Source organism: Variovorax sp. V116 (assembly GCF_041154435.1).
GTDB classification, from domain to species: Bacteria; Pseudomonadota; Gammaproteobacteria; order Burkholderiales; family Burkholderiaceae_C; genus Variovorax; species Variovorax paradoxus.
Window position 1 is genome coordinate 2,232,794 of record NZ_AP028661.1, and the last position, 26,082, is coordinate 2,258,875.

23 protein-coding genes and 1 pseudogene are annotated in these 26,082 nt (G+C 67.0%); 16 read left to right on the forward strand and 8 right to left on the reverse strand.

All coding sequences use genetic code 11. The annotated features are described in order from the left end of the window. The first annotated feature begins 10 nt into the window (after positions 1–10). The 4 genes from ACAM58_RS10530 to dusA are packed head-to-tail and all read left to right on the forward strand — an operon-like array spanning position 11 to position 3,577. Entirely contained in the window at positions 11–829 is an 819-nt protein-coding gene (locus ACAM58_RS10530; protein ID WP_018902834.1) for a phosphonate ABC transporter ATP-binding protein, read from the forward strand. Between the two features lie 2 nt (positions 830–831). Next, positions 832–1,671: an ABC transporter permease gene (locus tag ACAM58_RS10535; protein ID WP_012747187.1), complete on the forward strand. Its 840-nt coding sequence runs from the start codon at positions 832–834 to the stop codon at positions 1,669–1,671. A 13-nt stretch (positions 1,672–1,684) separates the two neighbouring features. Continuing rightward, a complete protein-coding gene (gene phnE / locus ACAM58_RS10540; protein WP_018902833.1) occupies positions 1,685–2,524 on the forward strand; it encodes a phosphonate ABC transporter, permease protein PhnE in 840 nt (279 codons plus the stop codon). 51 nt (positions 2,525–2,575) lie between these two features. Further along, complete coding sequence (gene dusA / locus ACAM58_RS10545; protein ID WP_018902832.1) at positions 2,576–3,577, forward strand: tRNA dihydrouridine(20/20a) synthase DusA; 1,002 nt, start codon at positions 2,576–2,578, stop codon at positions 3,575–3,577. A gap of 12 nt (positions 3,578–3,589) precedes the next feature. Here dusA and ACAM58_RS10550 read toward each other — a convergent pair whose 3' ends face one another. After that, positions 3,590–4,471, reverse strand: coding sequence for a TauD/TfdA family dioxygenase (locus ACAM58_RS10550; RefSeq protein ID WP_018902831.1), 882 nt, complete (start codon positions 4,469–4,471; stop codon positions 3,590–3,592). 34 nt (positions 4,472–4,505) lie between these two features. Next, a pseudogene (locus ACAM58_RS10555) lies at positions 4,506–5,551 on the reverse strand (tripartite tricarboxylate transporter substrate binding protein). Positions 5,552–5,640: 89 nt separating this feature from the next. Here ACAM58_RS10555 and ACAM58_RS10560 point away from each other — a divergent pair. After that, a complete protein-coding gene (locus ACAM58_RS10560) occupies positions 5,641–6,426 on the forward strand; it encodes an IclR family transcriptional regulator (protein WP_018902829.1) in 786 nt (261 codons plus the stop codon). A gap of 123 nt (positions 6,427–6,549) precedes the next feature. On the opposite strand, the gene ACAM58_RS10565 is transcribed toward ACAM58_RS10560, so the two are convergent. Beyond that, a complete protein-coding gene (locus ACAM58_RS10565; protein ID WP_012747247.1) occupies positions 6,550–7,197 on the reverse strand; it encodes a GntR family transcriptional regulator in 648 nt (215 codons plus the stop codon). A gap of 127 nt (positions 7,198–7,324) precedes the next feature. Here ACAM58_RS10565 and scpA point away from each other — a divergent pair, with 127 nt between their 5' ends. Genes scpA through ACAM58_RS10600 form a run of 7 tightly spaced genes read left to right on the forward strand, consistent with a single transcriptional unit; the run spans position 7,325 to position 16,190 of the window. Then, positions 7,325–9,487 carry a methylmalonyl-CoA mutase gene (gene scpA, locus ACAM58_RS10570; RefSeq protein WP_018902828.1) on the forward strand — a complete coding sequence of 721 codons (2,163 nt, stop codon included), beginning with the start codon at positions 7,325–7,327 and terminating at the stop codon, positions 9,485–9,487. Between the two features lie 10 nt (positions 9,488–9,497). Beyond that, the gene (locus ACAM58_RS10575) at positions 9,498–9,974 is read left to right on the forward strand and encodes a GNAT family N-acetyltransferase (protein WP_018902827.1); all 477 of its coding nucleotides are present in this window, start codon (positions 9,498–9,500) and stop codon (positions 9,972–9,974) included. Continuing rightward, the gene (gene meaB, locus ACAM58_RS10580) at positions 9,968–11,020 is read left to right on the forward strand and encodes a methylmalonyl Co-A mutase-associated GTPase MeaB (protein WP_018902826.1); all 1,053 of its coding nucleotides are present in this window, start codon (positions 9,968–9,970) and stop codon (positions 11,018–11,020) included. Before ACAM58_RS10575 ends, meaB begins: the two co-directional genes overlap by 7 nt. A 40-nt stretch (positions 11,021–11,060) precedes the next feature. Continuing rightward, the gene (locus tag ACAM58_RS10585) at positions 11,061–12,605 is read left to right on the forward strand and encodes an acyl-CoA carboxylase subunit beta (protein WP_007828159.1); all 1,545 of its coding nucleotides are present in this window, start codon (positions 11,061–11,063) and stop codon (positions 12,603–12,605) included. 20 nt (positions 12,606–12,625) lie between these two features. Continuing rightward, positions 12,626–14,674 (forward strand): acetyl-CoA carboxylase biotin carboxylase subunit, encoded by a 2,049-nt coding sequence (gene accC, locus ACAM58_RS10590; protein ID WP_026283787.1) that lies wholly within the window; start codon positions 12,626–12,628, stop codon positions 14,672–14,674. Then, positions 14,674–15,702, forward strand: a complete 1,029-nt coding sequence (gene bioB, locus ACAM58_RS10595) for a biotin synthase BioB (protein WP_018902824.1) — start codon at positions 14,674–14,676, stop codon at positions 15,700–15,702. Before accC ends, bioB begins: the two co-directional genes overlap by 1 nt. Next, positions 15,699–16,190, forward strand: coding sequence for a VOC family protein (locus ACAM58_RS10600; protein WP_038106567.1), 492 nt, complete (start codon positions 15,699–15,701; stop codon positions 16,188–16,190). Before bioB ends, ACAM58_RS10600 begins: the two co-directional genes overlap by 4 nt. Here the strand turns inward: ACAM58_RS10600 and ACAM58_RS10605 are convergent. Beyond that, on the reverse strand, positions 16,180–16,677 hold the full coding sequence (locus ACAM58_RS10605) for an Lrp/AsnC family transcriptional regulator (RefSeq protein ID WP_012747254.1): 498 nt from the start codon (positions 16,675–16,677) through the stop codon (positions 16,180–16,182). The two genes, ACAM58_RS10600 and ACAM58_RS10605, sit on opposite strands and share 11 nt — an antisense overlap. Positions 16,678–16,792: 115 nt before the next feature. Between ACAM58_RS10605 and yedA the strand changes: the two genes are divergently transcribed. After that, positions 16,793–17,719 carry a drug/metabolite exporter YedA gene (gene yedA / locus ACAM58_RS10610; RefSeq protein WP_018902822.1) on the forward strand — a complete coding sequence of 309 codons (927 nt, stop codon included), beginning with the start codon at positions 16,793–16,795 and terminating at the stop codon, positions 17,717–17,719. Between the two features lie 12 nt (positions 17,720–17,731). On the opposite strand, the gene ACAM58_RS10615 is transcribed toward yedA, so the two are convergent. The 4 genes from ACAM58_RS10615 to ACAM58_RS10630 form a co-directional block, all read right to left on the reverse strand. Beyond that, complete coding sequence (locus ACAM58_RS10615; protein WP_018902821.1) at positions 17,732–18,370, reverse strand: LysE family translocator; 639 nt, start codon at positions 18,368–18,370, stop codon at positions 17,732–17,734. Beyond that, positions 18,367–19,011, reverse strand: a complete 645-nt coding sequence (locus ACAM58_RS10620; RefSeq protein WP_012747257.1) for an RnfABCDGE type electron transport complex subunit B — start codon at positions 19,009–19,011, stop codon at positions 18,367–18,369. Before ACAM58_RS10620 ends, ACAM58_RS10615 begins: the two co-directional genes overlap by 4 nt. Further along, positions 19,008–20,423, reverse strand: coding sequence for a polyhydroxyalkanoate depolymerase (locus ACAM58_RS10625; protein ID WP_018902820.1), 1,416 nt, complete (start codon positions 20,421–20,423; stop codon positions 19,008–19,010). The genes ACAM58_RS10620 and ACAM58_RS10625 overlap by 4 nt, the downstream gene beginning before the upstream one ends. A 158-nt stretch (positions 20,424–20,581) precedes the next feature. Beyond that, the gene (locus tag ACAM58_RS10630; RefSeq protein WP_012747259.1) at positions 20,582–21,778 is read right to left on the reverse strand and encodes an amino acid aminotransferase; all 1,197 of its coding nucleotides are present in this window, start codon (positions 21,776–21,778) and stop codon (positions 20,582–20,584) included. Positions 21,779–21,884: 106 nt separating this feature from the next. On the opposite strand from ACAM58_RS10630, the gene uvrB reads away from it, so the two are divergent. From uvrB to ACAM58_RS10645, 3 genes are all read left to right on the forward strand, one after another. Next, the gene (gene uvrB, locus ACAM58_RS10635) at positions 21,885–24,002 is read left to right on the forward strand and encodes an excinuclease ABC subunit UvrB (protein WP_012747260.1); all 2,118 of its coding nucleotides are present in this window, start codon (positions 21,885–21,887) and stop codon (positions 24,000–24,002) included. Positions 24,003–24,236: 234 nt separating this feature from the next. After that, complete coding sequence (gene iscR, locus ACAM58_RS10640) at positions 24,237–24,773, forward strand: Fe-S cluster assembly transcriptional regulator IscR (protein WP_007828186.1); 537 nt, start codon at positions 24,237–24,239, stop codon at positions 24,771–24,773. A 79-nt stretch (positions 24,774–24,852) separates the two neighbouring features. After that, positions 24,853–26,073: an IscS subfamily cysteine desulfurase gene (locus tag ACAM58_RS10645; protein WP_012747261.1), complete on the forward strand. Its 1,221-nt coding sequence runs from the start codon at positions 24,853–24,855 to the stop codon at positions 26,071–26,073. The last annotated feature ends 9 nt before the right edge of the window (positions 26,074–26,082 follow it).

The following is a 26,082-nucleotide window of genomic DNA, read 5'->3' on the forward strand; positions in this document are numbered from 1 at the left end:
AGCGAAGCTGGTGAACATCGAGCTGCGGTCGGCCTCCGGCCGGCACCCGGCGGCCCCCGCCGCGGCGCCGCCGGCGCTGCGGGCGCTGGACCTGCACGTGGCGGCGGGCGAGCAGGCTGCGGTGATCGGCCCTTCGGGCGCCGGCAAGACGACGCTGCTGCACCTGATGGCCTGCGCGCTGGCGCCCGCGGCCGGCAGCATCGAGCTCGACGGCCGCGATCCCTGGCGGCTGCCCCGGCGCGAACTGCAGCGCCTGCGCGGCCGGCTGTTCCTGGCGCCCCAGGTGCCGCCGCTGCCGCCGCGCCAGCGCGTGGTGACCGCGGTGCTGGCGGGCCGGCTGCCGCGCATCGGGCTGTGGCAGGCGCTGCGCAGCCTGTTCTATCCGACCGGCATCGCGCAGGCCGACGCCGCGCTCGCGCGCTTCGACATGGCGGACAAGCTCTTCGCGCGCGTGGACCGGCTGTCCGGCGGCGAGCGGCAGCGCGTGGGGCTGGCGCGCGGCCTGCTGTCCGAGGCGCAGCTGGTGCTGGTCGACGAGCCCTTGTCGGCGCTGGACCCGGCCCGCGCCGGGCAGGCGCTGGACACCCTCACGCAATGGGCGCGCGACAGCGGGGCCACGCTGGTGGCCACCCTGCACGACGTGCCGCTCGCGCTGCAGCACTTTCCGCGCATCATCGGCCTGCGCGACGGATTGCTGGCCTTCGACCTGCCGACCGCGCAGGTGACGCCGGCCTTGCTGCGCGAACTCTATGCGCAGGAGCCGGCGCAGGCCGGCGTCCTCGACGAGGGTCCGGTCGCAGCGGCTCCTGTCGTGATGCACTGCCGCTGAGCATGGCCGCCGTCCCGTCACGCACAACACCGGCCGAGCGCGACCCCGCCTGGGCGCACCGCGTGTTCTGGCTGCTGGCCGCGGCCGTGGTGCTGTGGCCCATGCTCGTGCTGACCGAATTCAAGCCCTGGCTGCTGCTGGCGCCTGGCGGCATGGAGCCGGCGCTGCAATTTCTGGCCGGCTTCGTGCCGCCGCGCATGGACGCGGAGTTCCTGGCGCTGGTGGCGCGGGAAACCTGGCGCACGGTGGCCATTGCCACGGCCGGGCTCACGCTGGCCATGGTGCTGGCGGTTCCGCTCACGCTGCTGTCGGTGCGCTCGCTCTCCATCTCCGGCCTGGCCGGCCGCATGGCGGCGCTGCCGGCGGTGCTGCGCTTTTCGGTGCGCGGCCTGCTCATCGTGCTGCGCAGCGTGCCGGAACTCATCTGGGCGCTGGTGTTCGTGCGCGTGGTCGGGCTGGGCGTCACGGCCGGCGTGCTGGCCATCGCGCTCACCTATGCCGGCATGCTGGGCAAGGTCTACGGCGAGATTTTGGAAAGCGGCGATGCCCATCCGACCGAGACGCTGCTGCGCAACGGCGCCGGCCGCATCCAGGCCTTTTTCTACGGCCTGCTGCCGCAGAACGCGGCCGAGCTCACCAGCTACACCGTCTATCGTTGGGAGTGCGCCATCCGCTCGTCCGCGGTGCTCGGCTTCGTGGGCGCGGGCGGGCTCGGCCAGCAGATGGATGCGTCGATGAAGATGTTCAACGGCGCCGAGGTCAGCACCATGCTGCTGGTGTTCGTGCTGCTGGTCGCGGCCACCGACCGGCTGAGCGCCTGGCTGCGGCGCGCCCTGGCCTGAGAGCCTCCTCGCCATGCCCAAGACCGAACCGCAACCATCCGCCGCCAACGAGGTCTACCGGCTGCCGCCGCCGCTGTTCGATGCGCGCTGCCGCGCCTGCTGGATGGTCGCTGCCTTGGCGGCGCTGGTGGTCGCGAGCTTCTGGTCGCTCGACCTGCAGTGGGCGCGCTTCTTCTCGATCGATTCGCTGGCCCGCATGGGCCGCTTCGCCGGCGAGCTCGCCAAGCCGGCCCTTGGTGCGGCCTTCCTGCAGAAGCTGCTGCCGGCCGCGCTCGAGACGCTGGCGATGTCGGTGGTCGGCACCTTGCTGGCCGTGGTGGCCGGCCTGCTGCTCGCGCTGCCCGCGAGCAAGCTGCACGCCGGCGACCCGGCGCGCTGGCGCGGCCCCACGCGGCTGCTGCTCAACGCCCTGCGCAGCGTGCCGGAACTGATGTGGGCCGCGCTGCTGCTGATAGCGGCCGGCCTCGGGCCTTTCGCGGGCACGCTGGCGCTGGCGGTGCACACCTCCGGCGTGCTGGGCCGCCTGTTCGCCGAAAGCATCGAGAACGCGGCCCAGGGCCCCGCCTTTGCGCTGCGCGTGCGCGGCGTGCCGGAAGGGCGGGTGTTCCTCTATGCGACGCTGCCGCAGGTGCTGCCGCAACTGATGAGCTATGCGCTCTACCGGTGGGAGAACAACATCCGCGCCGCGGCCGTGCTGGGCGTGGTCGGCGCCGGCGGACTGGGCCAGATGCTGGCCTTCCACCTGGGCCTGTTCCAGATGCGCGAGACCAGCGCGGTGCTGCTGGCCATGATCGTGCTGGTCGCGCTGGTGGATGCCGCGAGCTACATCGCGCGGCGGCTGATGGGGCGGTGAACCGCGCTCGGGCGGCCGCTGCATGAGAAACTACAGCTGAAGGCCATCTGTATGAACGAAAGCGCCAAGCTGTTGAATTTGAAAGAAAAAGTCGTTTCCGTCGCTCCCATGATGGATTGGACGGACCGCCATTGCCGTTACTTCCATCGCCTGATGTCGCGCCACGCGCTGCTCTATACGGAGATGGTCACGACCGGCGCGCTGGTGCATGGCGACGTCCCGCGGCACCTGCGCTTCAACGAGGAAGAGCATCCCGTGGCCCTGCAACTGGGCGGCAGCGAGCCGGCCGATCTCGCGCATTGCGCCAGGCTCGGCGAGGAGTGGGGCTACGACGAGATCAACCTCAACTGCGGCTGTCCCAGCGAGCGGGTGCAGCGCGGCGCCTTCGGTGCCTGCCTGATGGCCGAGCCGGCGCTGGTGGCCGATTGCGTGAAGGCCATGGTCGACGCCACCCGCCTGCCGGTCACGGTCAAGCACCGCATCGGCATCGACAAGATCGAGAGCTACGAGTTCGTGCGCGACTTTGTCGGTGCGGTGAGCGAGGCCGGCTGCCGGGGCTTCATCGTGCATGCGCGCAACGCCTGGCTGCAGGGCCTGAGCCCGAAGCAGAACCGCGAGATTCCGCCGCTGCGCTACGAGCTCGTGCACCGCCTGAAGCACGAATTTCCGGAGCTGGATTTCTCGATCAATGGCGGCATCTCGGCCAACGCGCAGGTGCACGAGCACCTGCGGCTGCTCGACGGCGTGATGGTCGGCCGCGAGGCCTATCACAACCCCTGGTGGCTGGCCGAGTGGGACGCGGAGTTCTACGGCGCCGCGCCGCAGCCGCTCACGCGCGAGGACGTCGAGGCGCTGATGTGCGACTACATGGTCCGCGAGGCGGCCGAACATGGCACGCAGTGGTCGTCGATTGCGCGCCACATGCTGGGCCTGCGCAACGGCCTGCCCGGCGCGCGCCGCTGGCGCCAGGTCTGGAGCGACCATCGCCTCAAGGCGCGTCCGCCGCACGAGGTGATGGCGCTGGCGCACGAACCCGCGGCGCAAGAGGCCTGAAGCCGCGCGGCCTCAGGCTGCCATCAGCGTGGCCTCGGGCACGTCCTCGATGGTGGTGCGGCGCAGCTCGCGGCGCTCGCCGATGTCGTAGCGCCGGCCGCGGTGCAGGGTGCTGCGGTTGTCCCACATCACGAGGTCGCCCACCTGCCATTCGTGCGTGTAGACGAATTCGCGGCGCGTTGCATGCTCGAGCAGATCGGACAGGAACATGCGGCCCTCGGCGACCGGCCAGCCGATGATCTCGCGTGCATGCACGCCCACGAACAGCAGCTTGCGCCCCGAGCCCGGGTGCGTCTGCGCCAGCGGCCACACGGCGGGTGGAATGGCTTTCTTCTGGTCGTCGGTATAGGCCTCGTCGCCCAGCAGGATGCGGGTGTGCAGCGCATAGTGCTCGGCGCACAGGCCTTCGATCTCCGAGCGGGTGCGCTCGGGCAGGGCGTCATAGGCGGCGCGAAGATCCGCGAACTCGGTGTTGCCGCCCCAGCTCGGCAGCACCAGTGCATGCAGCATCGAATAGGCGGCGCGCGGGTTCTGGAAGGAGCTGTCGCTGTGCCAGAGCTGGTTGGCAAAATTCGACAGGTTCTTGGGCGAATCGCGGCGCGCCACCTTGCCTTCTGCATCGACGTTGGAGATGTCGATGAGCCGTTCGTCCTCCAGCCGCTCGGGGCGCTTGAAGACCTTCTTCAGGCCCAGGTCGAGCGGGCCGAACGACTTCGCGAAATCGATCTGCTGCTGGCCCGTGAGCGGCTGTCCGCGCCACACCAGCACGGCATAGCGGTTCATGGCCGCGTTGATCTGCTTCACCTCGGAAGGCGAGAGCGGCTGCGTGATGTCGATGCCGCGCGCCTCGGCGGCGAAGAGCGGGTGCAGGGGGGTGAGTTCGAGGGAGGACATGGGTCTTGCCAATGAGGATGGAAAATGGCGATGCCTATTCGGCCTGGATGCCGGCTTCGGCGATCACGCGCGACCAGCGCTTCATCTCGCTCTGGACGAAGGCGTCGAACTGCGCGGGGGTGGAAGCCACCACGTCCATGCCCTGTTCCTCGACGCGGCGGCGCATCTCGGGGTCGTGCAGCACTTTGGCGGTGTCGGCCTGGATCTTCGCGACCACCGCAGGCGGCGTGGCGCGCGGCGCGACGAAGCCGAGCAGGGCGCTCACGTGGAATCCCGGCAGGGTCTCGGCCACGGTCGGATAGCCGTAGCCCGGAATCCGCTTCTCGCCGAGCGTGGCGATCATCTTCATCCGGCCCGCCTTGACGTATGGCAGCACCGAAAGAAAAGGGTCGAACACGAGGTCGAGCCGCCCACCCAGCAGTTCGGTGTGCGCCGGCGCGCTGCCCTTGAAGGCGCGTGCAGCATGTCGAAGCCCGCCTCGCGCTTGAGCAGCTCGGCGCCCAGGTGCGTGGTGCTGCCGGCGCCGGGCGTGCCGTAGCTGAGCTTGCCCGGGTTCTTCTTCGCGTAGGCGATGAGCTCGGCCAGCGTGCCGAAGGGCGCATCGGGCCGCGCGACGATCGCGAGCTGCAGGTTGGCGATCTGCGTGATGCCCGCGAGGTCTTTCACCGTGTCGTACGGAAGGCTCTTGCGCAGCGACGGATTGACCGCAAAGGACGAATTCACCATGCCGAAGGTCAGCCCGTCGGCCGGCGCCTTGGCGACGAAGTCGACGCCAATGGCCGTGCCGGCCCCCGGCTTGTAGTCGACGAGCACCGGCTGGCCCCACATCTCCTGCAGCTTGAGCGAGATCAGGCGCGCCACTGTGTCGGTCGGCCCGCCGGGCGCAAAGGGGACGATGAGCTTGACGGGCCCCTTGGGGTAGCCGCCCGCGTCGCCCGCGGTCGCCGCCGGGGCGGCGGCCGCAAAGCCGGACAGCGCCAAGCCGCTTCCCGCCAACAGCAGCAGGCGCCGGTCTCGCGAGGGAAGAAGGGCGGTTGAGCCGCCAGCGGAATGTCTCGAATTTCTGTATAAATGGAACATTGTTTCGAAATAATGATTCCCGAGCGCCGTCACGTCAACCGCTTTTTGCTGAAGAATGAACGAACATCTAAAAAAAAGGGTTTGGATACATGAATGACGCGATTGGCGGCAAAGAAGAAGTCAGCGCGCTTGCCAGGGGGCTGGCCTTGCTCAAGGTCATCGGAATGGCAGCCGCACCCATCAGCAATCGCGACCTGGCCGAAACCACCGGCATCCCCAAGGCCACCGTGTCCCGCCTCACGGCCACGCTGGTGGCCGCGGGCTACCTGAAGCAGTCGCAGGACAGCGACCGCTTCAGCCTCGGGCCCGCGCTGCTCGACATGAGCAGCCGCTACCTGCGCCACTTCGACCTGCGGACGGTGGCCCGGCCGCATCTTTCAGAGCTGTCCGAATTTGCCGGCGCCAGTGTCCACATGGGCGTGCGCGACGAGCTCGACATGCTCATCATCGATTCGCTGCGCCCCCGCTCCGCGCTGATCAGTTCGCGCATCGAAGTGGGCTCGCGCATGACCATTGCCACCTCGGCCGCGGGCCGCGCCTACCTGGGCGCGCTACCCGCCGCCGAGCGGGCCGAAGTGCTGGAGCAGATCCGCCTGGAGAGCGGCGAGAACTGGCCCTCGATCGAACCGCGCCTGATGGCCGGGCTCGATGAATACGCGCGCCTGGGCTATTGCAGCTCGTTCGGCGAGTGGCATCCGCACATCCATGCCCTGGGCTTTGCGCTCAAGGGCCCGCGCGGCGAGCGCTACGGCGTGAGCTGCGGCGGCCCCGCCTACCTGCTGCCCAAGGACGTCATGCTCGGCCGCGTCGCCCCCAGGCTCCTCGAAACCGCCCAGCGGATCTCCCAGGAAGCCGGCACCGTCAGCACCGACTGATCCCCGCCGCTGCCACGGCTCCCTTCGTGAAACACCGGGGATCCGGCTTTGCCGGTCCTCTGGTGTTGCCCCCGGAAGGGGGTTGGCGGAGCGACACGAAGTGCGCGAAGACTGGGGGAGAACTCAGTTCGCGGCTTCCAGGCCGTTCGTGAAATGCTCGCGCATCCGCGCCATCGCCGCCGCGGCATCCCGTGCCTCGATGGCCGCCATCACCGACCGGTGCTCCGCGAGCGATTCCGCGATGCGCCCCGCCTTCAGCAGCGAGTTGTGCCGGTTGAGCTTCATCACCTTGCGCAGGTCGGCCACCATCTGGTCGCGCCACTTGTTGTTCGCAATGGCCAGAAGGCACATGTGGAAGCGCTCGTTGACCGCGAAGAAATGCTCGCGGTCTTCCTTGCCGGGGGCGCCTGCCGCTTCGAGTTCGGCATGCAGCGCCTTGAGCTCCGCGCGCTGGGCCTCGCTCGCGCGCTCGGCCACCACGCCGGCCGCATCGCTTTCCAGCAGCGAGAGCAGGTGGTAGACGTCCGCCAGGTCCTGCTCGGACACCTCGGTGACGTAGGCGCCGCGCCGCACCTTCATGGTCACCAGGCCTTCGGCGGCCAGCACCTTCAGGGCTTCGCGCAGCGGCGTGCGGCTGATGCCGTATTCCTCGGCCAGCTTGAGTTCGTCGATCCAGCTGCCCGGCTCGAGCTCGCGGCGGAAGATCCGCTGGCGCAGCAGTTCGGCCACCTCTTCATAGAGGGCGCGCGGGGTGAGGGTGAGGGCGGACATGGGGCGGACTGTACCGCAAAAACGGGTTTGAATTAATAATTACGGATCGGTTAGACTCGCGGCCGGCTTGCAAATCCCTTGCAGGCGAATTTGCGACTACCCTGCAAGACACTGCGAAAAGCCCCTCATGAGCAGCAAACCCGAACCCACCTTCAAGCCGGCCAACCTCGACGACTGGGCCAAGGCCGCCGCCAAGTCGGCACCGGGCGGCGACCTGGGCGCGCTCAACTGGCTCACGCCGGACGGCATCACCGTGAAGCCGCTCTATACCGCGGCCGACCTGCAGGGCCTCAAGTACACCGACACGCTGCCCGGCTTCGAGCCCTACCTGCGCGGCCCGCAGGCCACCATGTACGCGGTGCGCCCCTGGACCATCCGCCAGTACGCGGGCTTCTCGACCGCCGAGGAATCGAACGCTTTCTACCGCAAGGCGCTGGCCGCCGGCGGGCAGGGCGTGAGCGTGGCCTTCGACCTGGCCACCCACCGCGGCTACGACAGCGACCATCCGCGCGTGACCGGCGACGTCGGCAAGGCCGGCGTGGCCATCGATTCGGTCGAGGACATGAAGATCCTGTTCGACCAGATCCCGCTCGACAAGGTGAGCGTGTCCATGACCATGAACGGCGCCGTGCTGCCGGTGCTCGCGGGCTACGTGGTCGCGGCCGAAGAGCAGGGCGTGAGCCAGGACCAGTTGAGCGGAACCATCCAGAACGACATCCTCAAGGAGTTCATGGTCCGCAACACCTACATCTTCCCGCCCGCGCCGAGCATGCGGATCATCGGCGACATCATCGAGTACACGGCGCAGAAGATGCCCAAGTTCAACTCGATCTCGATCAGCGGCTACCACATGCAGGAAGCCGGCGCCAACCAGGCGCTGGAGCTGGCCTTCACGCTGGCCGACGGCAAGGAGTACGTGAAGACCGCGCTGGCCAAGGGGCTCGATGTCGACGGCTTTGCCGGGCGCCTGAGCTTCTTCTGGGCCATTGGCATGAACTTCTATCTCGAAGTGGCCAAGATGCGCGCCGCGCGCCTCTTGTGGTGCCGCATCATGAAGGAGTTCAACCCCAAGAACCCCAAGAGCCTGATGCTGCGCACGCACTGCCAGACCTCGGGCTGGAGCCTGACCGAGCAGGACCCGTACAACAACATCGTGCGCACCACCATCGAGGCCATGGCCGCGGTGTTCGGCGGCACGCAGAGCCTGCACACCAACGCGCTCGACGAAGCGATTGCGCTGCCTACCGAGTTCAGCGCCCGCATCGCGCGCAACACGCAGCTCATCATCCAGGAAGAGACGCACATCACGAATGTGGTCGACCCCTGGGCTGGCAGCTACATGATGGAGAAGCTCACGCAGGACATGGCCGACGCGGCCTGGGCCATCATCGAGGAGGTCGAGGCGATGGGCGGCATGACCAAGGCCGTGGACAGCGGTTGGGCCAAGCTCAAGATCGAGGCCGCCGCCGCCGAGAAGCAGGCGCGCATCGATTCGGGCAAGGACGTGATCGTCGGCGTCAACAAGTACAAGCTCAAGAACGAAGACGCGATCGACAGCCTCTCCATCGACAACGTGATGGTGCGCGACCAGCAGGTGGCGCGGCTGCAGAAGATCCGCGCCTCGCGCGACACTGCGAAGGTGCAGGCGGCGCTCGATGCGCTCACCGAGGCTGCCGAAAACGGCACCGGCAACCTGCTGGCGCTGAGCATCGACGCGGTGCGCGCGCGCGCCACGGTCGGCGAGATTTCCGACGCCCTCGAAAAATCATTCGGCCGCCATCGGGCCGACACGCAAAAGGTGACCGGTGTGTACGCAGCTGCCTATGACTCGGCCGAAGGCTGGGAAACCCTCAAGACCGAAATCAACGCCTTCGCCGAGGAACAGGGCCGCCGCCCGCGCGTGATGATCTCCAAGCTGGGCCAGGACGGGCACGACCGTGGCGCCAAGGTGGTGGCCACCGCGTTCGCCGACCTGGGCTTCGACGTGGACATGGGGCCGCTGTTCCAGACGCCCGAGGAATGCGCGCGGCAGGCCATCGAGAACGACGTGCATGCCGTCGGCGTGAGCACGCTCGCGGCCGGCCACAAGACGCTTGTGCCCGCCATCATCAACGAGCTCAAGAAGCAGGGCGCCGACGACATCATCGTGTTCGTCGGCGGCGTGATTCCGCGGCAGGACTACGACTTTCTCTACGAAGCCGGCGTCAAGGGCATCTACGGTCCGGGCACGCCCATCCCGGCCAGCGCCAAGGACGTGCTGGAGCAGATCCGCGCGGCGGTTTCGGCCTGAGAAGCAGAGCGTGGGCGATCTCTTGTCGCGGCTGTCGCTGCAGCCGGTTGAATCCAGCGATTTCGAGGCCATGCTGGCCCTGCGCGTCGATGCGATGCGCCCCAGCCTGGAGCGCGTGGGGCGCTTCGACCCGGCGCGCTCGCGCGAGCGGCTGCAGGCCGGTTTCGTCGTGCCCTTCATGCACCACATCGTGCTCGACAGCGAGCTGCGCATCGGCTTCGTCACGCTCAAGCCCGAGGGCGCGGATGCGCTGCGGCTCGACCACCTCTACCTGCGCACCGGCTTCCAGGGCCTGGGCATCGGCGAGTGGGTGCTCGAGTGGGCCAAGTCGCAGGCGCGCGAACAGCGGATGGACATCAAGCTCACCGCGCTCGTGCAGAGCGATGCCAACCGCTTCTACCTGCGGCACGGCTTCGTGCTCGAAGGCGAAGAGGGCGTCGACCTGCACTACCGCTGGCGCGTGTCGTCCCCGGAGGACGCGTGCTGAACAAGCCGGCGGCTGCACTGGAGCGCGCGATTGCCGAATCAGGCGGCATGGCGCAGCGCCGCGCGATTGCCAAGGCCATCACGCTGCTCGAATCGACCCGCGCCGACCACCGCGCGCAGGCCGACGAACTGCTCACCGCGCTGCTGCCGCGCACCGGCCATTCGTTTCGCCTCGGCATCTCCGGCGTGCCGGGCGTCGGCAAGTCGACTTTCATCGAGGCGCTGGGCCTGCTGCTGATCGGCAAGGGCCACCGCGTGGCGGTGCTCACCATCGATCCTTCCTCCACTGTCTCGGGCGGCTCCATCCTCGGCGACAAGACGCGCATGGAGCGGCTCTCGGTGCACGAGCGCGCCTACATCCGCCCCAGCCCCTCGAGCGGCACGCTCGGCGGCGTGGCCGAGAAGACGCGCGAGGCCATGCTGGTGTGCGAGGCCGCAGGCTACGACATCGTGATCGTCGAGACCGTGGGCGTGGGCCAGAGCGAAACCGCCGTGGCCGGCATGACCGACATGTTCGTGCTGATGCAGCTGCCCAATGCGGGCGACGACCTGCAGGCCATCAAGAAGGGCGTGATGGAACTGGCCGACCTCGTCGTCATCAACAAGGCCGACATCGACAAGGATGCCGCGACGCGCGCGCAGGCCCAGATCACCTCGGCGCTGCGCCTTTTCGGCCACCAGGGCAACCCGGACCATGCGCATGCCGTGCACGACGCGCACAGCGGCGCAGAGGTGCGCTTCTGGCTGCCCCAGGTGCTGCAGCTGAGCGCATTGGCCGGCACGGGCGTCGACGCCTTCTGGGATGCCGTCACGCAGTTCAGGCAGCTGCAGAGCGCCAACGGCAAGCTCGCCAGGCGCCGCGAAAAGCAGGCCACCGCGTGGATGTGGGAGCGCATCGACGCCGGGCTCAAGCAGGCTTTCAGGCAGCACGCGCAGGTGCGCGAATTGCTGCCGCAGCTCACGCGCCAGGTGGCGGAGGGCGCGCTGCCCGCATCGACGGCGGCGCGCCAGCTGCTTGCGGCGGCCGCCATCACCGCCAGGCCATGACCCCACACCAAATTCAGGACCACAGCTTCGGAAGCACACCATGCAAGAACTGATCGAACAACTCGAAAAGCGCCGCGCCCAGGCGCGCCTGGGCGGCGGGCAGAAGCGCATCGACGCGCAGCACGCCAAGGGCAAGCTCACGGCGCGCGAGCGCATCGAGCTGCTGCTCGACGACGGCACTTTTGAAGAATGGGACATGTTCGTCGAGCACCGCTCGGTCGATTTCGGCATGGCCGAGCAGAAGATCCCGGGCGACGGCGTGGTCACGGGCTACGGGATGATCAACGGCCGCCTCGTGTTCGTGTTCAGCCAGGACTTCACGGTCTTTGGCGGTGCGCTCAGCGAAGCGCATGCCGAAAAAATCTGCAAGGTGATGGACCAGGCCATGAAGGTCGGCGCGCCGGTCATCGGCCTCAACGATTCGGGCGGCGCGCGCATCCAGGAAGGCGTGGCGTCGCTCGGCGGCTATGCCGACGTGTTCCAGCGCAACGTGATGGCCTCCGGCGTGGTGCCGCAGATCAGCATGATCATGGGCCCCTGCGCGGGCGGCGCGGTGTACTCGCCCGCCATGACCGACTTCATCTTCATGGTGAAGGACAGCAGCTACATGTTCGTCACCGGCCCCGAGGTGGTGAAGACCGTGACGCACGAGAGCGTCACGGCCGAAGAGCTCGGCGGCGCCGTCACCCACACCACGCGCAGCGGCGTGGCCGACATGGCGTTCGAGAACGACGTCGAGGCGCTCATGATGCTGCGCCGCCTCTACAACTACCTGCCGCTCAACAACCGCGAGAAGCCGCCGGTGCGCCTGGGCAACAACGGCCAGGGCGATCCGGCCGACCGGCCCGACTACTCGCTCGACACGCTGGTGCCAGACAATCCCAACAAGCCCTACGACATCAAGGAGCTGATCCTCAAGGTGGTGGACGATGGCGACTTCTTCGAGCTGCAGCCCGACTACGCCAAGAACATCGTGATCGGCTTCGCGCGCATGGAAGGCCAGACCATCGGCATCGTGGCCAACCAGCCGCTGGTGCTCGCGGGCTGCCTGGACATCAAGAGCAGCATCAAGGCCGCGCGCTTCGTGCGCTTTTGCGACGCCTTCAACATTCCGGTGGTCACTTTTGTCGACGTGCCCGGCTTCATGCCCGGCACGGGGCAGGAGTACGGCGGCATCATCAAGCACGGCGCCAAGCTGCTCTACGCCTATGCGGAGTGCACGGTGCCCAAGATCACCGTCATCACGCGCAAGGCCTACGGCGGCGCCTACGACGTGATGGCCTCCAAGCACCTGCGCGGCGACGTCAACCTGGCCTGGCCGCGTGCCGAGATCGCGGTGATGGGCGCCAAGGGCGCGGTGGAAATCATCTTCCGAGAGGACAAGAACGACCCCGAGAAACTCGCCGCCCGCGAAGCGGAATACAAGGCGCGGTTCGCCAACCCATACGTGGCGGGCGCGCGCGGCTACATCGACGACGTGATCCTGCCGCACGAGACGCGCAAGCGCATCTGCCGCTCGCTCGTGATGCTGCGCGAGAAGAAGCTCGAGAACCCGTGGCGCAAGCACGGAAACATCCCACTGTGAGCGGCACGGAGAAGAAGAACATGTTCAAGAAGATACTGATCGCCAACCGCGGCGAAATCGCCTGCCGTGTGATCCAGACCGCGAAGAAGATGGGCATCCTCACCGTCGCGGTCTACTCCGACGCCGACAAGGAGGCCCGCCACGTCGAGCTGGCCGACGAGGCCGTGCACATCGGTGCCGCGCCCAGCCGTGAGAGCTACCTGCAAGCGGACCGCATCATCGCGGCCTGCAAGCAGACGGGCGCCGAGGCGGTGCACCCGGGCTACGGCTTCCTGTCGGAGAACGAGGCCTTCGCGCGCAAGGTCGAGGAAGAGGGCATTGCCTTCATCGGACCCAAGCACTATTCGATCGCGGCCATGGGCGACAAGATCGCCTCCAAGAAGCTCGCGAACGAGGCCAAGGTCAACACCATCCCGGGCTGGAACGACGCCATCGAGACGGCCGAGCGCGCGGTCGAGATCGCCAAGGACATCGGCTACCCGGTGATGATCAAGGCCTCGGCCGGCGGCGGCGGCAAGGGCCTGCGCGTGGCCTACAACGACAAGGAGGCCTTCGAGGGCTTCACCTCGTGCCGCAACGAGGCACTGAGCAGCTTCGGCGACGACCGCGTGTTCATCGAGAAGTTCGTCGAGGAGCCGCGCCACATCGAGATCCAGGTGCTGGGCGATTCGCACGGCAACGTCATCTACCTGAACGAGCGCGAATGCTCGATCCAGCGCCGCCACCAGAAGGTGATCGAGGAGGCGCCTTCGCCGTTCATCAGCGACGCCACGCGCCGTGCGATGGGCGAGCAGGCGGTGCAGTTGGCCAAGGCCGTGAAGTACCAGAGCGCGGGCACGGTGGAGTTCGTGGTCGGCAAGGACCAGAGCTTCTACTTTCTGGAGATGAACACGCGGCTGCAGGTGGAGCACCCGGTGACCGAATGCATCACGGGGCTCGATCTTGTCGAGCTGATGATCCGCGTGGCGGCCGGCGAGGAACTGCCGCTCACGCAGGAACAGGTCAAGCGCAACGGCTGGGCCATCGAGTGCCGCATCAATGCCGAGGACCCGTTCCGCAATTTCCTGCCTTCGACCGGCCGCCTCGTGAAGTTCCAGCCGCCGGGCGAGACCATGTTCGCGGCCGACACCGAGCGCCTGAACGGCGTGCGCGTGGACACCGGCGTGTACGACGGCGGCGAGATCCCGATGTACTACGACTCGATGATCGCCAAGCTCATCGTGCACGGCAAGGATCGCCAGCATGCGATTGCCCGCATGCGCGAGGCGCTCAACGGCTTCGTGATCCGCGGCATCAGCAGCAACATCCCGTTCCAGGCCGCGCTGCTCGCGCATCCGAAGTTCGTGGCGGGTGATTTCAACACCGGCTTCATCGCCGAGCACTACGGCAAGGGCTTCCATGCGGAAGACGTGCCGCACGCCGATCCGGCTTTCCTGATTGCGCTTGCGGCCTATGTGCACCGCCGCTATCGCGCGCGGGCCTCCGGCATCAGCGGACAGCTCGAAGGCCACGGCGTGAAGGTGGGCGAGCAGTTCGTGGTGGTGGAGCTGGGGCCGGAGGGCAGGCATGTGCACCATCCGGTGTCGGTCACCGACTTCCATGGCAAGACCGGCGCCAGCGCCGTGGCCGTGGGCGGCAAGAGCTACAAGATCGACAGCGGCTTTGCGCTCGGCGCCATTCGCGTGCAGGGCATGGTCAACGACCGGCCCTTCACCGCGCAGGTCGAGCGCGGTGCCGGCAAGAACCCGCTGGCGCTGCGCGTGTCCCACGACGGCACGCAGATCGAGGCGATGGTGCTGTCGCCCCTGGGTGCGCGCCTGCTCGAACTGATGCCCTACAAGGCGCCGCCGGACCTGAGCAGGTTCCTGATGTCGCCAATGCCGGGCCTCCTGGTCGAGGTGTCGGTGCAGCCGGGTCAGCAGGTGCGCGCCGGCGAGAAGCTGGCCGTGATCGAGGCCATGAAGATGGAAAACGTATTGTTCGCCACGCAGGACGGCGTGGTCGGCAAGATTTCGGCGGGCAAGGGCGAATCGCTCGCCGTCGATCAAATCATTCTGGAGTTCAACTGATGGGTGCCAACGACTTGCAAACAACGATCACGCTGCACCGGCCCGCCAAGGCCGTGGCGCCGCAAGGCCCCTGGACGGTCGAAGCGATTCAGGCCCTGCTCGACAAGCCGCTGATGGACCTGCTGTTCGAGGCGCAGACGGTGCACCGCCAGCATTTCCCGGAAGGCGACATCGAGCTGGCGACGCTGCTCTCGGTCAAGACCGGCGGCTGCCCCGAGAACTGCGGCTACTGCCCGCAGTCGGCCGAGTTCGACACCGGCGTGAAGGCGCAGAAGCTCATGGAAGTCGACGAGGTGGTGCGCGCCGCGCAGGCCGCCAAGGACGCCGGCGCCACGCGCTTCTGCATGGGCGCCGCATGGCGCGCGCCGAAGGACCGCGACGTCGAGAAGGTGGCCGTGCTGGTCGAGGCCGTGAAGGGGCTGGGCCTGCAGACCTGCGCCACGCTCGGCATGCTGGAGCCGCACCACGCGCACCAGCTCAAGGCCGCGGGCCTGGACTACTACAACCACAACCTCGATACCGCGCCCGAGTACTACACCGACGTGGTCGACACGCGCACCTACCAGGACCGGCTCGACACGCTGGCCCATGTGCGCAGCGCCGGCATCAGCGTGTGCTGCGGCGGCATCGTCGGCATGGGCGAGCAGCCGGTGCACCGCGCGGGACTGATCGCGCAGCTGGCCAACCTGGATCCGTACCCGGAGTCGGTGCCGATCAACAGCCTGGTGCGCGTGCCCGGCACGCCGCTGGCCGATTCGGAACCGGTCGATCCCTTCGACTTCGTGCGCATGATCGCGGTCGCGCGCATCACGATGCCGACCGCACGCGTGCGGCTCTCGGCGGGCCGCCAGCAGATGGGCGATGCGGTGCAGGCGCTGTGCTTCATGGCCGGCGCGAATTCGATCTTCTACGGCGACAAGCTGCTCGTCACCGGTAACCCCGACGTCGAAGCCGACACGGTGCTGCTGCGCAAGCTCGGCCTCAATGCGCGGCAGGTGCAGGAGCAGCCCGAAGGTTGCGCCGCATGATCACCGCCGCCGCACGCCCCTTCAAGGTGCTGGGCATCCAGCAGATCGCCATCGGCGGCCCCGACAAGCTGCGCCTGCAGAAGCTCTGGGTCGATATGCTGGGGCTCGAGGTCACGGGCACCTTCAAGAGCGAGCGCGAGAACGTCGACGAAGACATCTGTTCGATGGGCAGTGGGCCGTTCAAGGTCGAGGTCGACCTGATGCAGCCGCTCGACCCCGAGAAGAAGCCGGCCGTGCACGCCACGCCGCTCAACCACGTGGGCCTGTGGATCGACGACCTGCCCAGGGCCGTCGAGTGGCTCACTGCGCAGGGCGTGCGCTTTGCGCCCGGCGGCATCCGCAAGGGCGCCGCCGGCTTCGACATCTGCTTTCTGCACCCGAAGGCGAACGACGAGTTTCCGATCGCGGGCGAGGGCGTGCTGATCGAGATGGTGCAGGCGCCGCCCGAGGTGGTGAGCGCCTTCAGCGCGCTGGCCGCTACGCGTTGAGCACCTTCCTGATAGGCGGCTTCACGTCCGAGCGTTGAGGCGGCAGCATCGGCTGGTGCTCGCGCGCCGGGTTCAGGATGATCGAGGTGGCGGTTTCGGTGAGGATGCAGAACTTGGTGACCACCGCATCGAGGTGGCTCACGTCGATGACCGCGATCTCCAGGATCCAGCTGTCGTCGCCGGTCACGTTGTAGGCATTGACGCATTCGGGCGTCTGCTGCACCAGTTCCACCACGCGCGCATAGTCGGCGCGGCCCACGCGGATGATCGCGCGGATGCCATAGCCGAGCTTGCCGAGGTTCACGGTCGCGCGGTAGCCGCTGATCACGCCCGCCGCCTCGAGCTTTTTCACGCGCTCCGTCACGGCCGGCTGGCTCAGGTGCACGCGGCGGCCGAGCTCGGCCATGGTGAGCCGCGCATCGGCCTGCAGTTCGGCCAGGATGCGGGTGTCATGCGCGTCCAGCGCGGGGTTCAAGCTGAAGTCCATGCAACTCCTTCAAATCGACGGTATGAAACGCAAAGAACCATGAGATGTGCATGGTTGCGAGAAGATTGCTTTCATACCATGGACGGCGTTTCCATACCAACAAGACAACACCGACATGCCCACTCTCGCATCCCCCGCCCAAGCCGCGTCCGGTCCCGCGCGCACCGCACTGCCGCCGCTGCTGTGGCTCTGCCTGGCCGCCACCTGGGTGGTCTGGGGCTCGACCTATCTCGCGATCAAGTACGCGCTGATCAGCTTTGCGCCGTTCCTGCAGATGGGCTCGCGCTTCCTGTTCGCGGGCGTGCTGCTCGCCGCCTGGATGCGCTGGCGCGGCGCGGCCTGGCCTTCGCGCCTGCAGTGGCGCAATGCCCTCGTGGTCGGCACGCTGATGCTGGGTGGCGGCATGGGCGGCACGGCCCATGCCGAGGTGTCGATCGGCTCCGGGCTGGTGGTGGCCTTCATCGCGGTGGTGCCGCTGCTGATTGCGCTGCTCAACCTGATCTGGGGCGTGAAGCCGACGCGGCTGGAGGCGGCGGGCATTGCGCTCGGGCTCATCGGCGTGCTGATGCTGACGCAGGGCAGCGGCTTCCAGTCGTCGCCAGCAGGCCTGGCGGCAATTTCCATTGCCTGCATCTGCTGGTCGATGGGCAGCGTGCTGAGCCAGCGCAGCCTGCCGCTCGCGCCCGGCGCGATGGGTTTCGCGAGCGAAATGATCTGCGGCGGCGTGGTGCTGCTGGTGCTCTCGGTGCTGTCGGGTGAACAGCTGGTGTGGCCACCGCAGCCCGAGGCGGCAGCTGCCTGGCTGTACCTCGTGGTGTTCGGCTCGCTGATCGCGTTCAACGCCTACATGGTGCTGCTCGCAAGGGCGCCCGCCGCCCTGGCCGCGAGCTACACCTTCGTCAATCCGGTGATTGCGATGCTGCTGGGCGTGTGGGTTGCCAACGAGACCGTGACGCGCTTCGAGTGGTACGCGGTGGCCGTGGTGCTGGCCGGTGTTCTGCTGCTGCTCTTCAAGCGCCCGCAGAAGGCGAAAGAGAGCTGAAGCTCGTGCCGTTCAGGTGCCCGGGCGGCGCCAGAAGGCCAGCGTGGCGGCCAGCAGCCACATGCCAGCCGCGCAGCTGCGGTTCAGCGCCTTGAGGCCGCGGCGCGAGAGCCAGCGCACGGCCTGCGTTCCGGCGGCCGCATAGGCCAGCATCACGCAGGTGTCGAGCGCCACGAAGATCGAGCCGAGCAGCAGGTACTGCGTGCCTTGCGGCCTTGTGATGTCGATGAACTGCGGCAAAAAGGCCGCGAAGAACAGCACGGTCTTGGGATTCGACAGCGCCACGAGCAGGCTGCGCATGAGCGCGACGCGGCCATGCGGGCGAACTTCGATGGCGGATTTGGCCAGCGCGGCGCCAAGGTCGGCCCCTTCGCTGCGCCACAGCTTGACGCCGAGCCAGACCAGGTAGGCGACACCCGCCACCCGGATCGCGTTGAAGAGCAGTTCCGATGCGGCGAGCAACGAACCGAGCCCGAGCGCAACCACCGCGATCAGCGTGATGCTCCCGAGCGACGCGCCGGCAATGCCCCAGCTCGCGCGGCGCATGCCGCCGTCGATGCCGTTGGAGAGCGCCAGCAGCATCGTCGGGCCGGGAATGACGGCCAGCGCGAGCGAAGCGACGAGGTAGATCAGCAGCGTGTCGAGGGTCATGGCTTGGCAGTGGGTGGGCGTTGTTGCTGTTGCGAGGCGGCGCGCGCGCGCGCCAGCGCGGCTTCGACGATGGAGCGCTTGCGCGTGTCGGCGGCCTGCGGCTCTGCGACCGCGGGCGCTTCTTGCCCGCTCTTGCGCTTGTCGTTTGCGCGGCGGTGCTCTGCGTGCAGCTTGTAGCGCCGCAATGCGGCCTCGGCCTGCGCCTGCGACCAGGCCTGCCAGCCGCTGCGGCCCGGCGTCTCGACCTCGAGCGAGATGCAATCGACAGGGCACACCGGAATGCAGAGCTCGCAGCCCGTGCAGTGCGCTTCGATCACGGTGTGCATGCGCTTGTTGATGCCCACGATGGCATCGGTGGGGCAGGCATCGAGGCAGAGCGTGCAGCCGATGCACCAGGCTTCGTCGATGACCGCCATCGCGCGCGGGCCTTCGGTGCCGAACTGCGGATCGAGCGGGAGCGGCTCGCGGCCGGTGAGCCGCGCCAGCCTGGCCACGCCTTCGGCACCGCCGGGCGGGCACTGGTTGATGCCGGCCTGGCCGTCGGCCAGGGCTTGCGCGTAGCCGGCGCAATCGGGGTAGCCGCAACGTGTGCACTGCGTCTGCGGCAGTGCATCGTGGATGCGTGCGGCCAGCCCGTTCACTTCCTGCGTGCCGCGGGCTTCTTGGCGGGGGCGGCCGCCACGGCTTTCCTGGCTGCGGTGCTCTTGGTGGCTGCAACGGCCGCCGTGCTCCGGCCCGGCTTGATGCGGTCTTCGGCCGGCAGGCTTTCGCGTGCGCCGGCGCGGCGCTGGGGCTGGTCATGGGCCGCGATGAACTTTTGCACCTTGGGATAGACCAGTTCGCGCCAGCGGCGGCCGCTGAAGATGCCGTAGTGGCCGGCGCCCTTGACTTCGTAGTGCTCGCGGTGCGAATCGGCAATGCCGGTGCACAGGCTGTGCGCGGCCTCGGTCTGGCCCGAGCCTGAGATGTCGTCGAGCTCGCCCTCGACGGTCAGCAGGGCGGTCGAATGGATGTCCTGCGGGCGCACGCGCTCGATCTGGCCCTTGGGGTTCTTGACGTCCCAGGTGCCGTTCACGAGTTCGAATTCCTGGAACACGGTGCGGATGGTGTCCAGGTAGTAGTCGGCGTCCATGTCGAGCACGGCGTTGTACTCGTCGTAGAACTTGCGGTGGGCCTCGGCGCTTGCGTCGTCGCCCTTGATGAGGTCCTTGAAGTAGTCGTAGTGGCTCGAGGCGTGGCGATCGGGGTTCATGGCCACGAAGCCCGTGTGCTGCAGGAAGCCCGGGTACACGCGGCGGCCTTCACCCGGGAAGCCCTGCGGCACGCGGTAGATCACGTTGTTCTCGAACCATTCGAAGCTCTTGTTCATCGCGAGGTTGTTCACCGCGGTGGGCGACTTGCGCGCGTCGATCGGCCCGCCCATCATCGTCATCGTGAGGGGCAGCGGCTCGCCGCGGCTGGCCATCAGCGACACGGCCGCCAGCACCGGCACGGTCGGCTGGCACACGCTCACCACGTGGCAGTTGCCGTACTCGGCCTGCAGGCGGCGGATGAACTCCTGCACGTAGTTGACGTAGTCGTCGAGGTGGAACTCGCCCTCCGACATGGGCACGAGGCGCGCGTTCTTCCAGTCGGTGATGTAGACCTTGTGGTCCTGCAGCATGGTGCGCACGGTGTCGCGCAGCAGCGTGGCGTAGTGGCCCGACAGCGGCGCCACGATCAGCACCACGGGCTGGCTCTTGAGCGTCTTGAGGATGTGCGGTTCGTCGGTGAAGCGCTTGAAGCGGCGCAGCTCGCAGAAGGGCTTGTCGAGCTCGACGGCCTCCTGGATGACCACGTCCTCGCCCTCGACCTTGACGGACTTGATGTTGAACTCGGGCTTCTCGTAGTCCTTGCCGAGGCGGTAGAGCAAGTCGTAGCCCGCCGCCATGCGCTGGGCCATGGGCAGCTGGCCCCACACCGCGCCTTGGCCATAAAGCTTGGACGCCGCTTGCGCGAAGTCCGAAAACGGCTCCATGAGGGAACGCTGGGCTTCGTAGAGTTGATAGAGCATCGCTGGTCTTGGAGTGGAATGTTGCAATGCAATATATCAGCGCATTCGCTGACTTGCAGGGGGCCTAACCCCTACATCGGCCCTGCCGAAAGGGCCGTTTTTAAGCCACGAATGTGAAGGAATCGCAAAACGCGGATTCCCTCACATCCTGCTGACGGCTAGATGACCTTGGCGATCGACGCGCAGACGTAGTCGATGTTCTTGCTGTTGAGCGCGGCCACGCACATGCGGCCGGTGTCGGTGCCGTACACGCCGAACTCGTTGCGCAGGCGCACCATCTGGTCCTTGCTGAGGCCCGAGTAGCTGAACATGCCGATCTGCGTGGTGATGAAGCTCATGTCTTCCTTCACGCCAGCGGCCTTGAGGCCGTCGACCAGCTTCTGGCGCATGGCCTTGATGCGCACGCGCATTTCGCCGAGTTCCTTTTCCCACAGGGCGCGCAGCTCGGGGTTGCCGAGCACTGCGGCCACCACGGCGCCGCCGTGGATCGGCGGGTTGCTGTAGTTGGTGCGGATCGCGATCTTGAGCTGCGACAGCACGCGGCCGGCTTCTTCCTTGTTCTCGCACAGCACCGACAGGGCACCCACGCGCTCGCCGTAGAGGCTGAAGCTCTTCGAGAACGAGGTCGAGACGAAGAAGGTCAGGCCCGCGTCGACGAACTTGGCGACCGCCGCACCGTCTTCCTTCAGGCCGTAGCCGAAGCCCTGGTAGGCCATGTCGAGGAAGGGCACCAGGCCCTTGGCCTTGACCGCGGCCACGACCTGGTCCCACTGCTCGGGCGTGATGTCGTAGCCGGTCGGGTTGTGGCAGCAGGCGTGCAGCACCACGACGGTGCCGGCCGGCGCCGCGTTCAGGGCGGCCAGCATGCCGTCGAAGTTGACGCCGCGCTTGGCGGCGTCGTAGTAGGGGTAGCTTTCGACCTCGAAGCCCGCATTGGTGAACAGGGCGCGGTGGTTTTCCCAGCTCGGGTCGCTGATCAGCACCTTGGCCTTGGGGTTGAGCTTCTTGAGGAAGTCGGCGCCGACCTTCAGGCCGCCGGTGCCGCCGATGGCCTGGATGGTGGCCACGCGGCCCGATTGCACCGGCTCGCTGTCGGCGCCGAAGACCAGGCCCTTGACCGCGTTGTCATACGCCACGATGCCGTCGATCGGCAGGTAGCCGCGCGCCGTGGGCGCCTTCATCATGTTCTGTTCGGCGGCCTGCACGCACTGCAAAAGCGGCAGCTTGCCGTTGTCGTCGTAGTAGACGCCGACGCCGAGGTTGACCTTGTTGGGGTTGGTGTCGGCTGCAAACTGCTCGTTGAGGCCGAGGATCGGGTCGCGCGGTGCCATTTCGACCGCGGTGAACATAGACATGGAGAAAGTCCTTTGGGATGAAAGCTTCGCTGGCAACCGGACTTGCGCTACGCTTTCCGGTTGCCTTGAATTTTACCGGCGCCATCGCCACCTGTCGGGAACAGCCATGCCAGAGAACAACGAAGCCATAGCAGACCTGAAGAAACTGGACCCGATCGGGCCGGCGAAGCAGGGCGAATTCATCAAATACCCCGGTTCGCCTTTCGAACTTTTCCAGCCCTACCCGCCGGCCGGGGACCAGCCGAAGGCCATTGACGGCCTGGTCGAGGGCGTGCTCGACGGCGAGGTGTTCCAGACGCTGCTGGGCGTCACGGGCTCGGGCAAGACCTTCACCATGGCCAACGTGATCGCACGGCTGGGCCGCCCGGCCATCGTGTTCGCGCCCAACAAGACGCTGGCGGCGCAGCTCTACAGCGAATTCCGCGAGTTCTTCCCCAAGAACGCCGTCGAGTACTTCGTGAGCTATTACGACTACTACCAGCCCGAGGCCTACGTGCCGCAGCGCGACCTGTTCATCGAGAAAGACTCGTCGATCAACGAGCACATCGAGCAGATGCGCCTGTCGGCCACCAAGAGCGTGCTGGAGCGGCGCGACACGGTCATCGTGGCCACGGTGAGCGCCATCTACGGCATCGGCACGCCCGAGGACTACACGCAGATGCGTTTCATCATGCGGGTGGGCGACCAGATCGGCCAGCGCGACGTGATCGGGCGGCTGATCCGCATGCAGTACACCCGCAACGAGCAGGACTTTTCGCGCGGCACCTTCCGCGTGCGCGGCGACACCATCGACGTGTTTCCGGCCGAGCACAGCGAGCTGGCCATCCGCATCGAGCTGTTCGACGACGAGATCGAGACGCTGCAGCTGTTCGATCCGCTCACGGGCCGCATCCGCCAGAAGATCCCGCGCTTCACCGTATACCCGTCCAGCCACTACGTGACGCCGCGCGACAAGGTGCTGAGCGCGGTCGAGACCATCAAGATCGAGCTGGCCGAGCGGCTCAAGGAATTCGTCTCGCAGGGCAAGCTGGTGGAGGCGCAGCGCCTGGAGCAGCGCACCCGCTTCGACCTGGAGATGCTGGCCGAGATCGGCCACTGCAAGGGCATCGAGAACTACACGCGCCACCTCTCGGGCGCCGCCCCGGGCGAGCCGCCCGCCACCTTGACCGACTACCTGCCGAAGGACGCGCTGATGTTCCTCGACGAGAGCCACCAGATGGTCGGCCAGCTCAGCGCCATGTACAACGGCGACCGGGCCCGCAAGACCACGCTGGTCGAATACGGCTTCCGGCTGCCAAGCGCGCTGGACAACCGCCCGCTCAAGCTGGAGGAGTTCGAGACGCGCATGCGCCAGTGCATCTTCGTCTCGGCCACGCCGGCGCAGTACGAGAAGGACCATGCCGGCAACGTGGTCGAGCAGCTGGTGCGGCCGACCGGCCTGATCGACCCCGAGGTCGAGGTGCGCCCCGCAACCCACCAGGTGGACGACGTGCTGGGCGAAATCCGCATCCGCGTCGACAAGAACGAGCGCGTGCTCATCACCACGCTGACCAAGCGCATGGCCGAGCAGCTGACCGACTACCTGGGCGACAACGGCGTGAAGGTGCGCTACCTGCACAGCGACGTCGACACCGTGGAGCGGGTCGAAATCTTGCGCGACCTGCGCCTGGGCAGCTTCGACGTGCTGGTGGGCATCAACCTGCTGCGCGAGGGCCTGGACATTCCCGAGGTGTCGCTGGTGGCCATCCTGGACGCCGACAAGGAGGGCTTCCTGCGCGCCGAGCGCTCGCTGATCCAGACCATCGGCCGCGCGGCGCGCAACCTGAACGGCAAGGCCATCCTCTATGCCGACCGGATGACAGACTCCATGAAAAAGGCCATCGGCGAAACCGAGCGCCGCCGCGCCCGGCAGATTGCCTACAACGAGGCCAACGGCATCACCCCGCGCAGCATCGTCAAGCAGGTGCGCGACCTGATCGACGGCGTCTACAGCGAAAAGACCGGCAAGGAAATGGCCAAGCTCGACCTGGAGCGCGCCAAGGTCGAGGACATGAGCGAAAAGGACATCGCCCGCGAGATCAAGCGGCTCGAAAAGCTCATGATGGAGCACGCCCGCAACCTCGAATTCGAGAAGGCGGCCCGGGTGCGCGACCAGCTGGCGCTGCTGCGGGAGCAGGCTTTTGGCGCCTCCGGCGGGGACAATATCGCCGTCCTGCCGTCCTAGGAGGGGGTTCCGGTTTCTTCAAGCGATTCCCGCTGGGGTTTACCCGAGCAGACCTGAAGGTCTTCTGCTATACTTGAGCGAAATACTCAACAACAACAAAAAAGAACTTCGCGATGAAGAACCGATCCCACTGGCTGGTTCACCAGCGCCAGGGGTCGGGCAGGGCGGAGACGAAGTCACCGCGGCCTTGGGGCACGGTGTCATTTCAACGGTAAGCACTTGAAGGAGCTTGCGATGCGTCTCACTACCAAAGGCCGTTTTGCGGTCACAGCAATGATCGATCTGGCGCTGCGTCAGAACACCGGTCCGGTCACGCTGGCTGCGATCAGCCAGCGGCAGCAGATTTCGTTGTCGTATCTCGAACAGCTGTTCGGCAAACTGCGCCGCCATGAGCTGGTCGAGTCGACCCGCGGCCCCGGCGGCGGCTACAGCCTCGGCCGCAAGGCTGCGGATATCACCGTCGCAGACATCATTGTTTCCGTCGATGAGCCCATCGATGCCACGCAATGCGGCGGCAAGGAAAACTGCCTGGGCGAAGCCGGCCGCTGCATGACGCACGAGCTCTGGGCCTCGCTGAACCAGCGCATGGTCGAGTTCCTCGATTCCGTCACGCTGCAGAAGCTGGTCGACGACCAGATCGCCAAGGGCGTGCAGATCGAGAACAAGCCAGTCGTCAAGCGCGCGATTTCCGCGCAGCCAGTGGTCAAGCCGATTCGCGTGAACGCGCCGAATTCGGTGTTTGCCCTCGGCAACGCCTTCGCGAAGTCCTGAAGAAGCCGCGGAGCGCCTTCGGGCGCTGCCGCGAGAAGCCCAGATCAAAGAAACAACCCCACGCCAGCCCGAGCCAGCCATGGACGTCACTCCTCATTTCCCGATCTATCTCGATTACGGCGCCACCACGCCGGTTGACCCGCGCGTGGTCGACGCCATGATCCCCTGGTTGCGCGAGCACTTCGGCAACCCGGCGTCGCGCAGCCACGCCTGGGGCTGGGAGGCTGAAGAGGCGGTCGAGAAGGCGCGCGGCTACGTGGCCGAGCTGATCGGAGCCGACCCGCGCGAGATCGTCTGGACCTCCGGCGCCACCGAGTCGAACAACCTCGCGCTCAAGGGCGCGGCCCATTTCTACAAGGGCAAGGGCAAGCACCTCATCACGGTGAAGACCGAGCACAAGGCCGTGCTCGACACCATGCGCGAACTCGAGCGCCAGGGCTTCGAAGTCACCTACATGGACGTCGAGGAAAACGGCCTGCTCGACCTGGACAAGTTCAAGGCGGCGATCCGCCCCGACACCATCCTTGCGAGCGTGATGTACGTCAACAACGAGATCGGCGTCATCCAGGACGTGGTCGCGCTCGGCAACGCCTGCCGCGAAAAAGGCGTGATCTTCCATGTCGACGCGGCCCAGGCCACCGGCAAGGTCGAGATCGACATTGCCAAGCTGCCCATCGACCTGATGAGCCTGGCTTCGCACAAGACCTACGGCCCCAAGGGCATCGGCGCGCTGTACGTGCGCCGCAAGCCCCGCGTGCGGCTCGAGGCACAGATGCACGGCGGCGGCCACGAGCGCGGCATGCGTTCGGGCACGCTGCCCACGCACCAGATCGTGGGCATGGGCGAGGCCTTCCGCATCGCCAAGCTCGAAATGAAGGAAGACATCGCCAAGGCGGCGCGCCTGCAGAAGCGCCTGCTCGACGGCCTGAAGGACGTGGACCAGGTGTTCATCAACGGCGACCTCGAGCAGCGTGTGCCGCACAACCTGAACATGAGCTTCAACTACGTGGAAGGCGAGTCGCTGATCATGGGCATCAAGGGCCTGGCGGTGTCGTCGGGTTCGGCCTGCACCTCGGCCAGCCTCGAACCCAGCTACGTGCTGCGCGCCCTCGGCCGCAGCGACGAGCTGGCCCACAGCAGCCTGCGCATGACCATCGGCCGTTTCACGACCGAGGAAGAAATCGACTACGCCATCTCGACCATCAAGCACAACGTCGCCAAGCTGCGCGAGCTGAGCCCCCTGTGGGAGATGTTCCAGGACGGCGTCGACATCAGCACGATCCAGTGGTCGGCCCACTGACGCATTGAA

Coding starts and splice junctions, on each gene's coding strand:
- accC (WP_026283787.1), top strand. CDS start 12,626: ATGTTCAAGAAGATACTGATCGCCAACCGCGGCGAAATCGCCTGCCGT.
- scpA (WP_018902828.1), top strand. CDS start 7,325: ATGAGCAGCAAACCCGAACCCACCTTCAAGCCGGCCAACCTCGACGAC.
- dusA (WP_018902832.1), top strand. CDS start 2,576: ATGAACGAAAGCGCCAAGCTGTTGAATTTGAAAGAAAAAGTCGTTTCC.
- bioB (WP_018902824.1), top strand. CDS start 14,674: ATGGGTGCCAACGACTTGCAAACAACGATCACGCTGCACCGGCCCGCC.
- ACAM58_RS10565 (WP_012747247.1), bottom strand. CDS start 7,197: ATGTCCGCCCTCACCCTCACCCCGCGCGCCCTCTATGAAGAGGTGGCC.
- ACAM58_RS10625 (WP_018902820.1), bottom strand. CDS start 20,423: ATGCTCTATCAACTCTACGAAGCCCAGCGTTCCCTCATGGAGCCGTTT.
- uvrB (WP_012747260.1), top strand. CDS start 21,885: ATGCCAGAGAACAACGAAGCCATAGCAGACCTGAAGAAACTGGACCCG.
- ACAM58_RS10585 (WP_007828159.1), top strand. CDS start 11,061: ATGCAAGAACTGATCGAACAACTCGAAAAGCGCCGCGCCCAGGCGCGC.
- ACAM58_RS10605 (WP_012747254.1), bottom strand. CDS start 16,677: ATGGACTTCAGCTTGAACCCCGCGCTGGACGCGCATGACACCCGCATC.
- ACAM58_RS10630 (WP_012747259.1), bottom strand. CDS start 21,778: ATGTCTATGTTCACCGCGGTCGAAATGGCACCGCGCGACCCGATCCTC.
- ACAM58_RS10535 (WP_012747187.1), top strand. CDS start 832: ATGGCCGCCGTCCCGTCACGCACAACACCGGCCGAGCGCGACCCCGCC.
- yedA (WP_018902822.1), top strand. CDS start 16,793: ATGCCCACTCTCGCATCCCCCGCCCAAGCCGCGTCCGGTCCCGCGCGC.
- ACAM58_RS10550 (WP_018902831.1), bottom strand. CDS start 4,471: ATGTCCTCCCTCGAACTCACCCCCCTGCACCCGCTCTTCGCCGCCGAG.
- ACAM58_RS10560 (WP_018902829.1), top strand. CDS start 5,641: ATGAATGACGCGATTGGCGGCAAAGAAGAAGTCAGCGCGCTTGCCAGG.
- ACAM58_RS10645 (WP_012747261.1), top strand. CDS start 24,853: ATGGACGTCACTCCTCATTTCCCGATCTATCTCGATTACGGCGCCACC.
- iscR (WP_007828186.1), top strand. CDS start 24,237: ATGCGTCTCACTACCAAAGGCCGTTTTGCGGTCACAGCAATGATCGAT.
- phnE (WP_018902833.1), top strand. CDS start 1,685: ATGCCCAAGACCGAACCGCAACCATCCGCCGCCAACGAGGTCTACCGG.
- ACAM58_RS10615 (WP_018902821.1), bottom strand. CDS start 18,370: ATGACCCTCGACACGCTGCTGATCTACCTCGTCGCTTCGCTCGCGCTG.
- ACAM58_RS10600 (WP_038106567.1), top strand. CDS start 15,699: ATGATCACCGCCGCCGCACGCCCCTTCAAGGTGCTGGGCATCCAGCAG.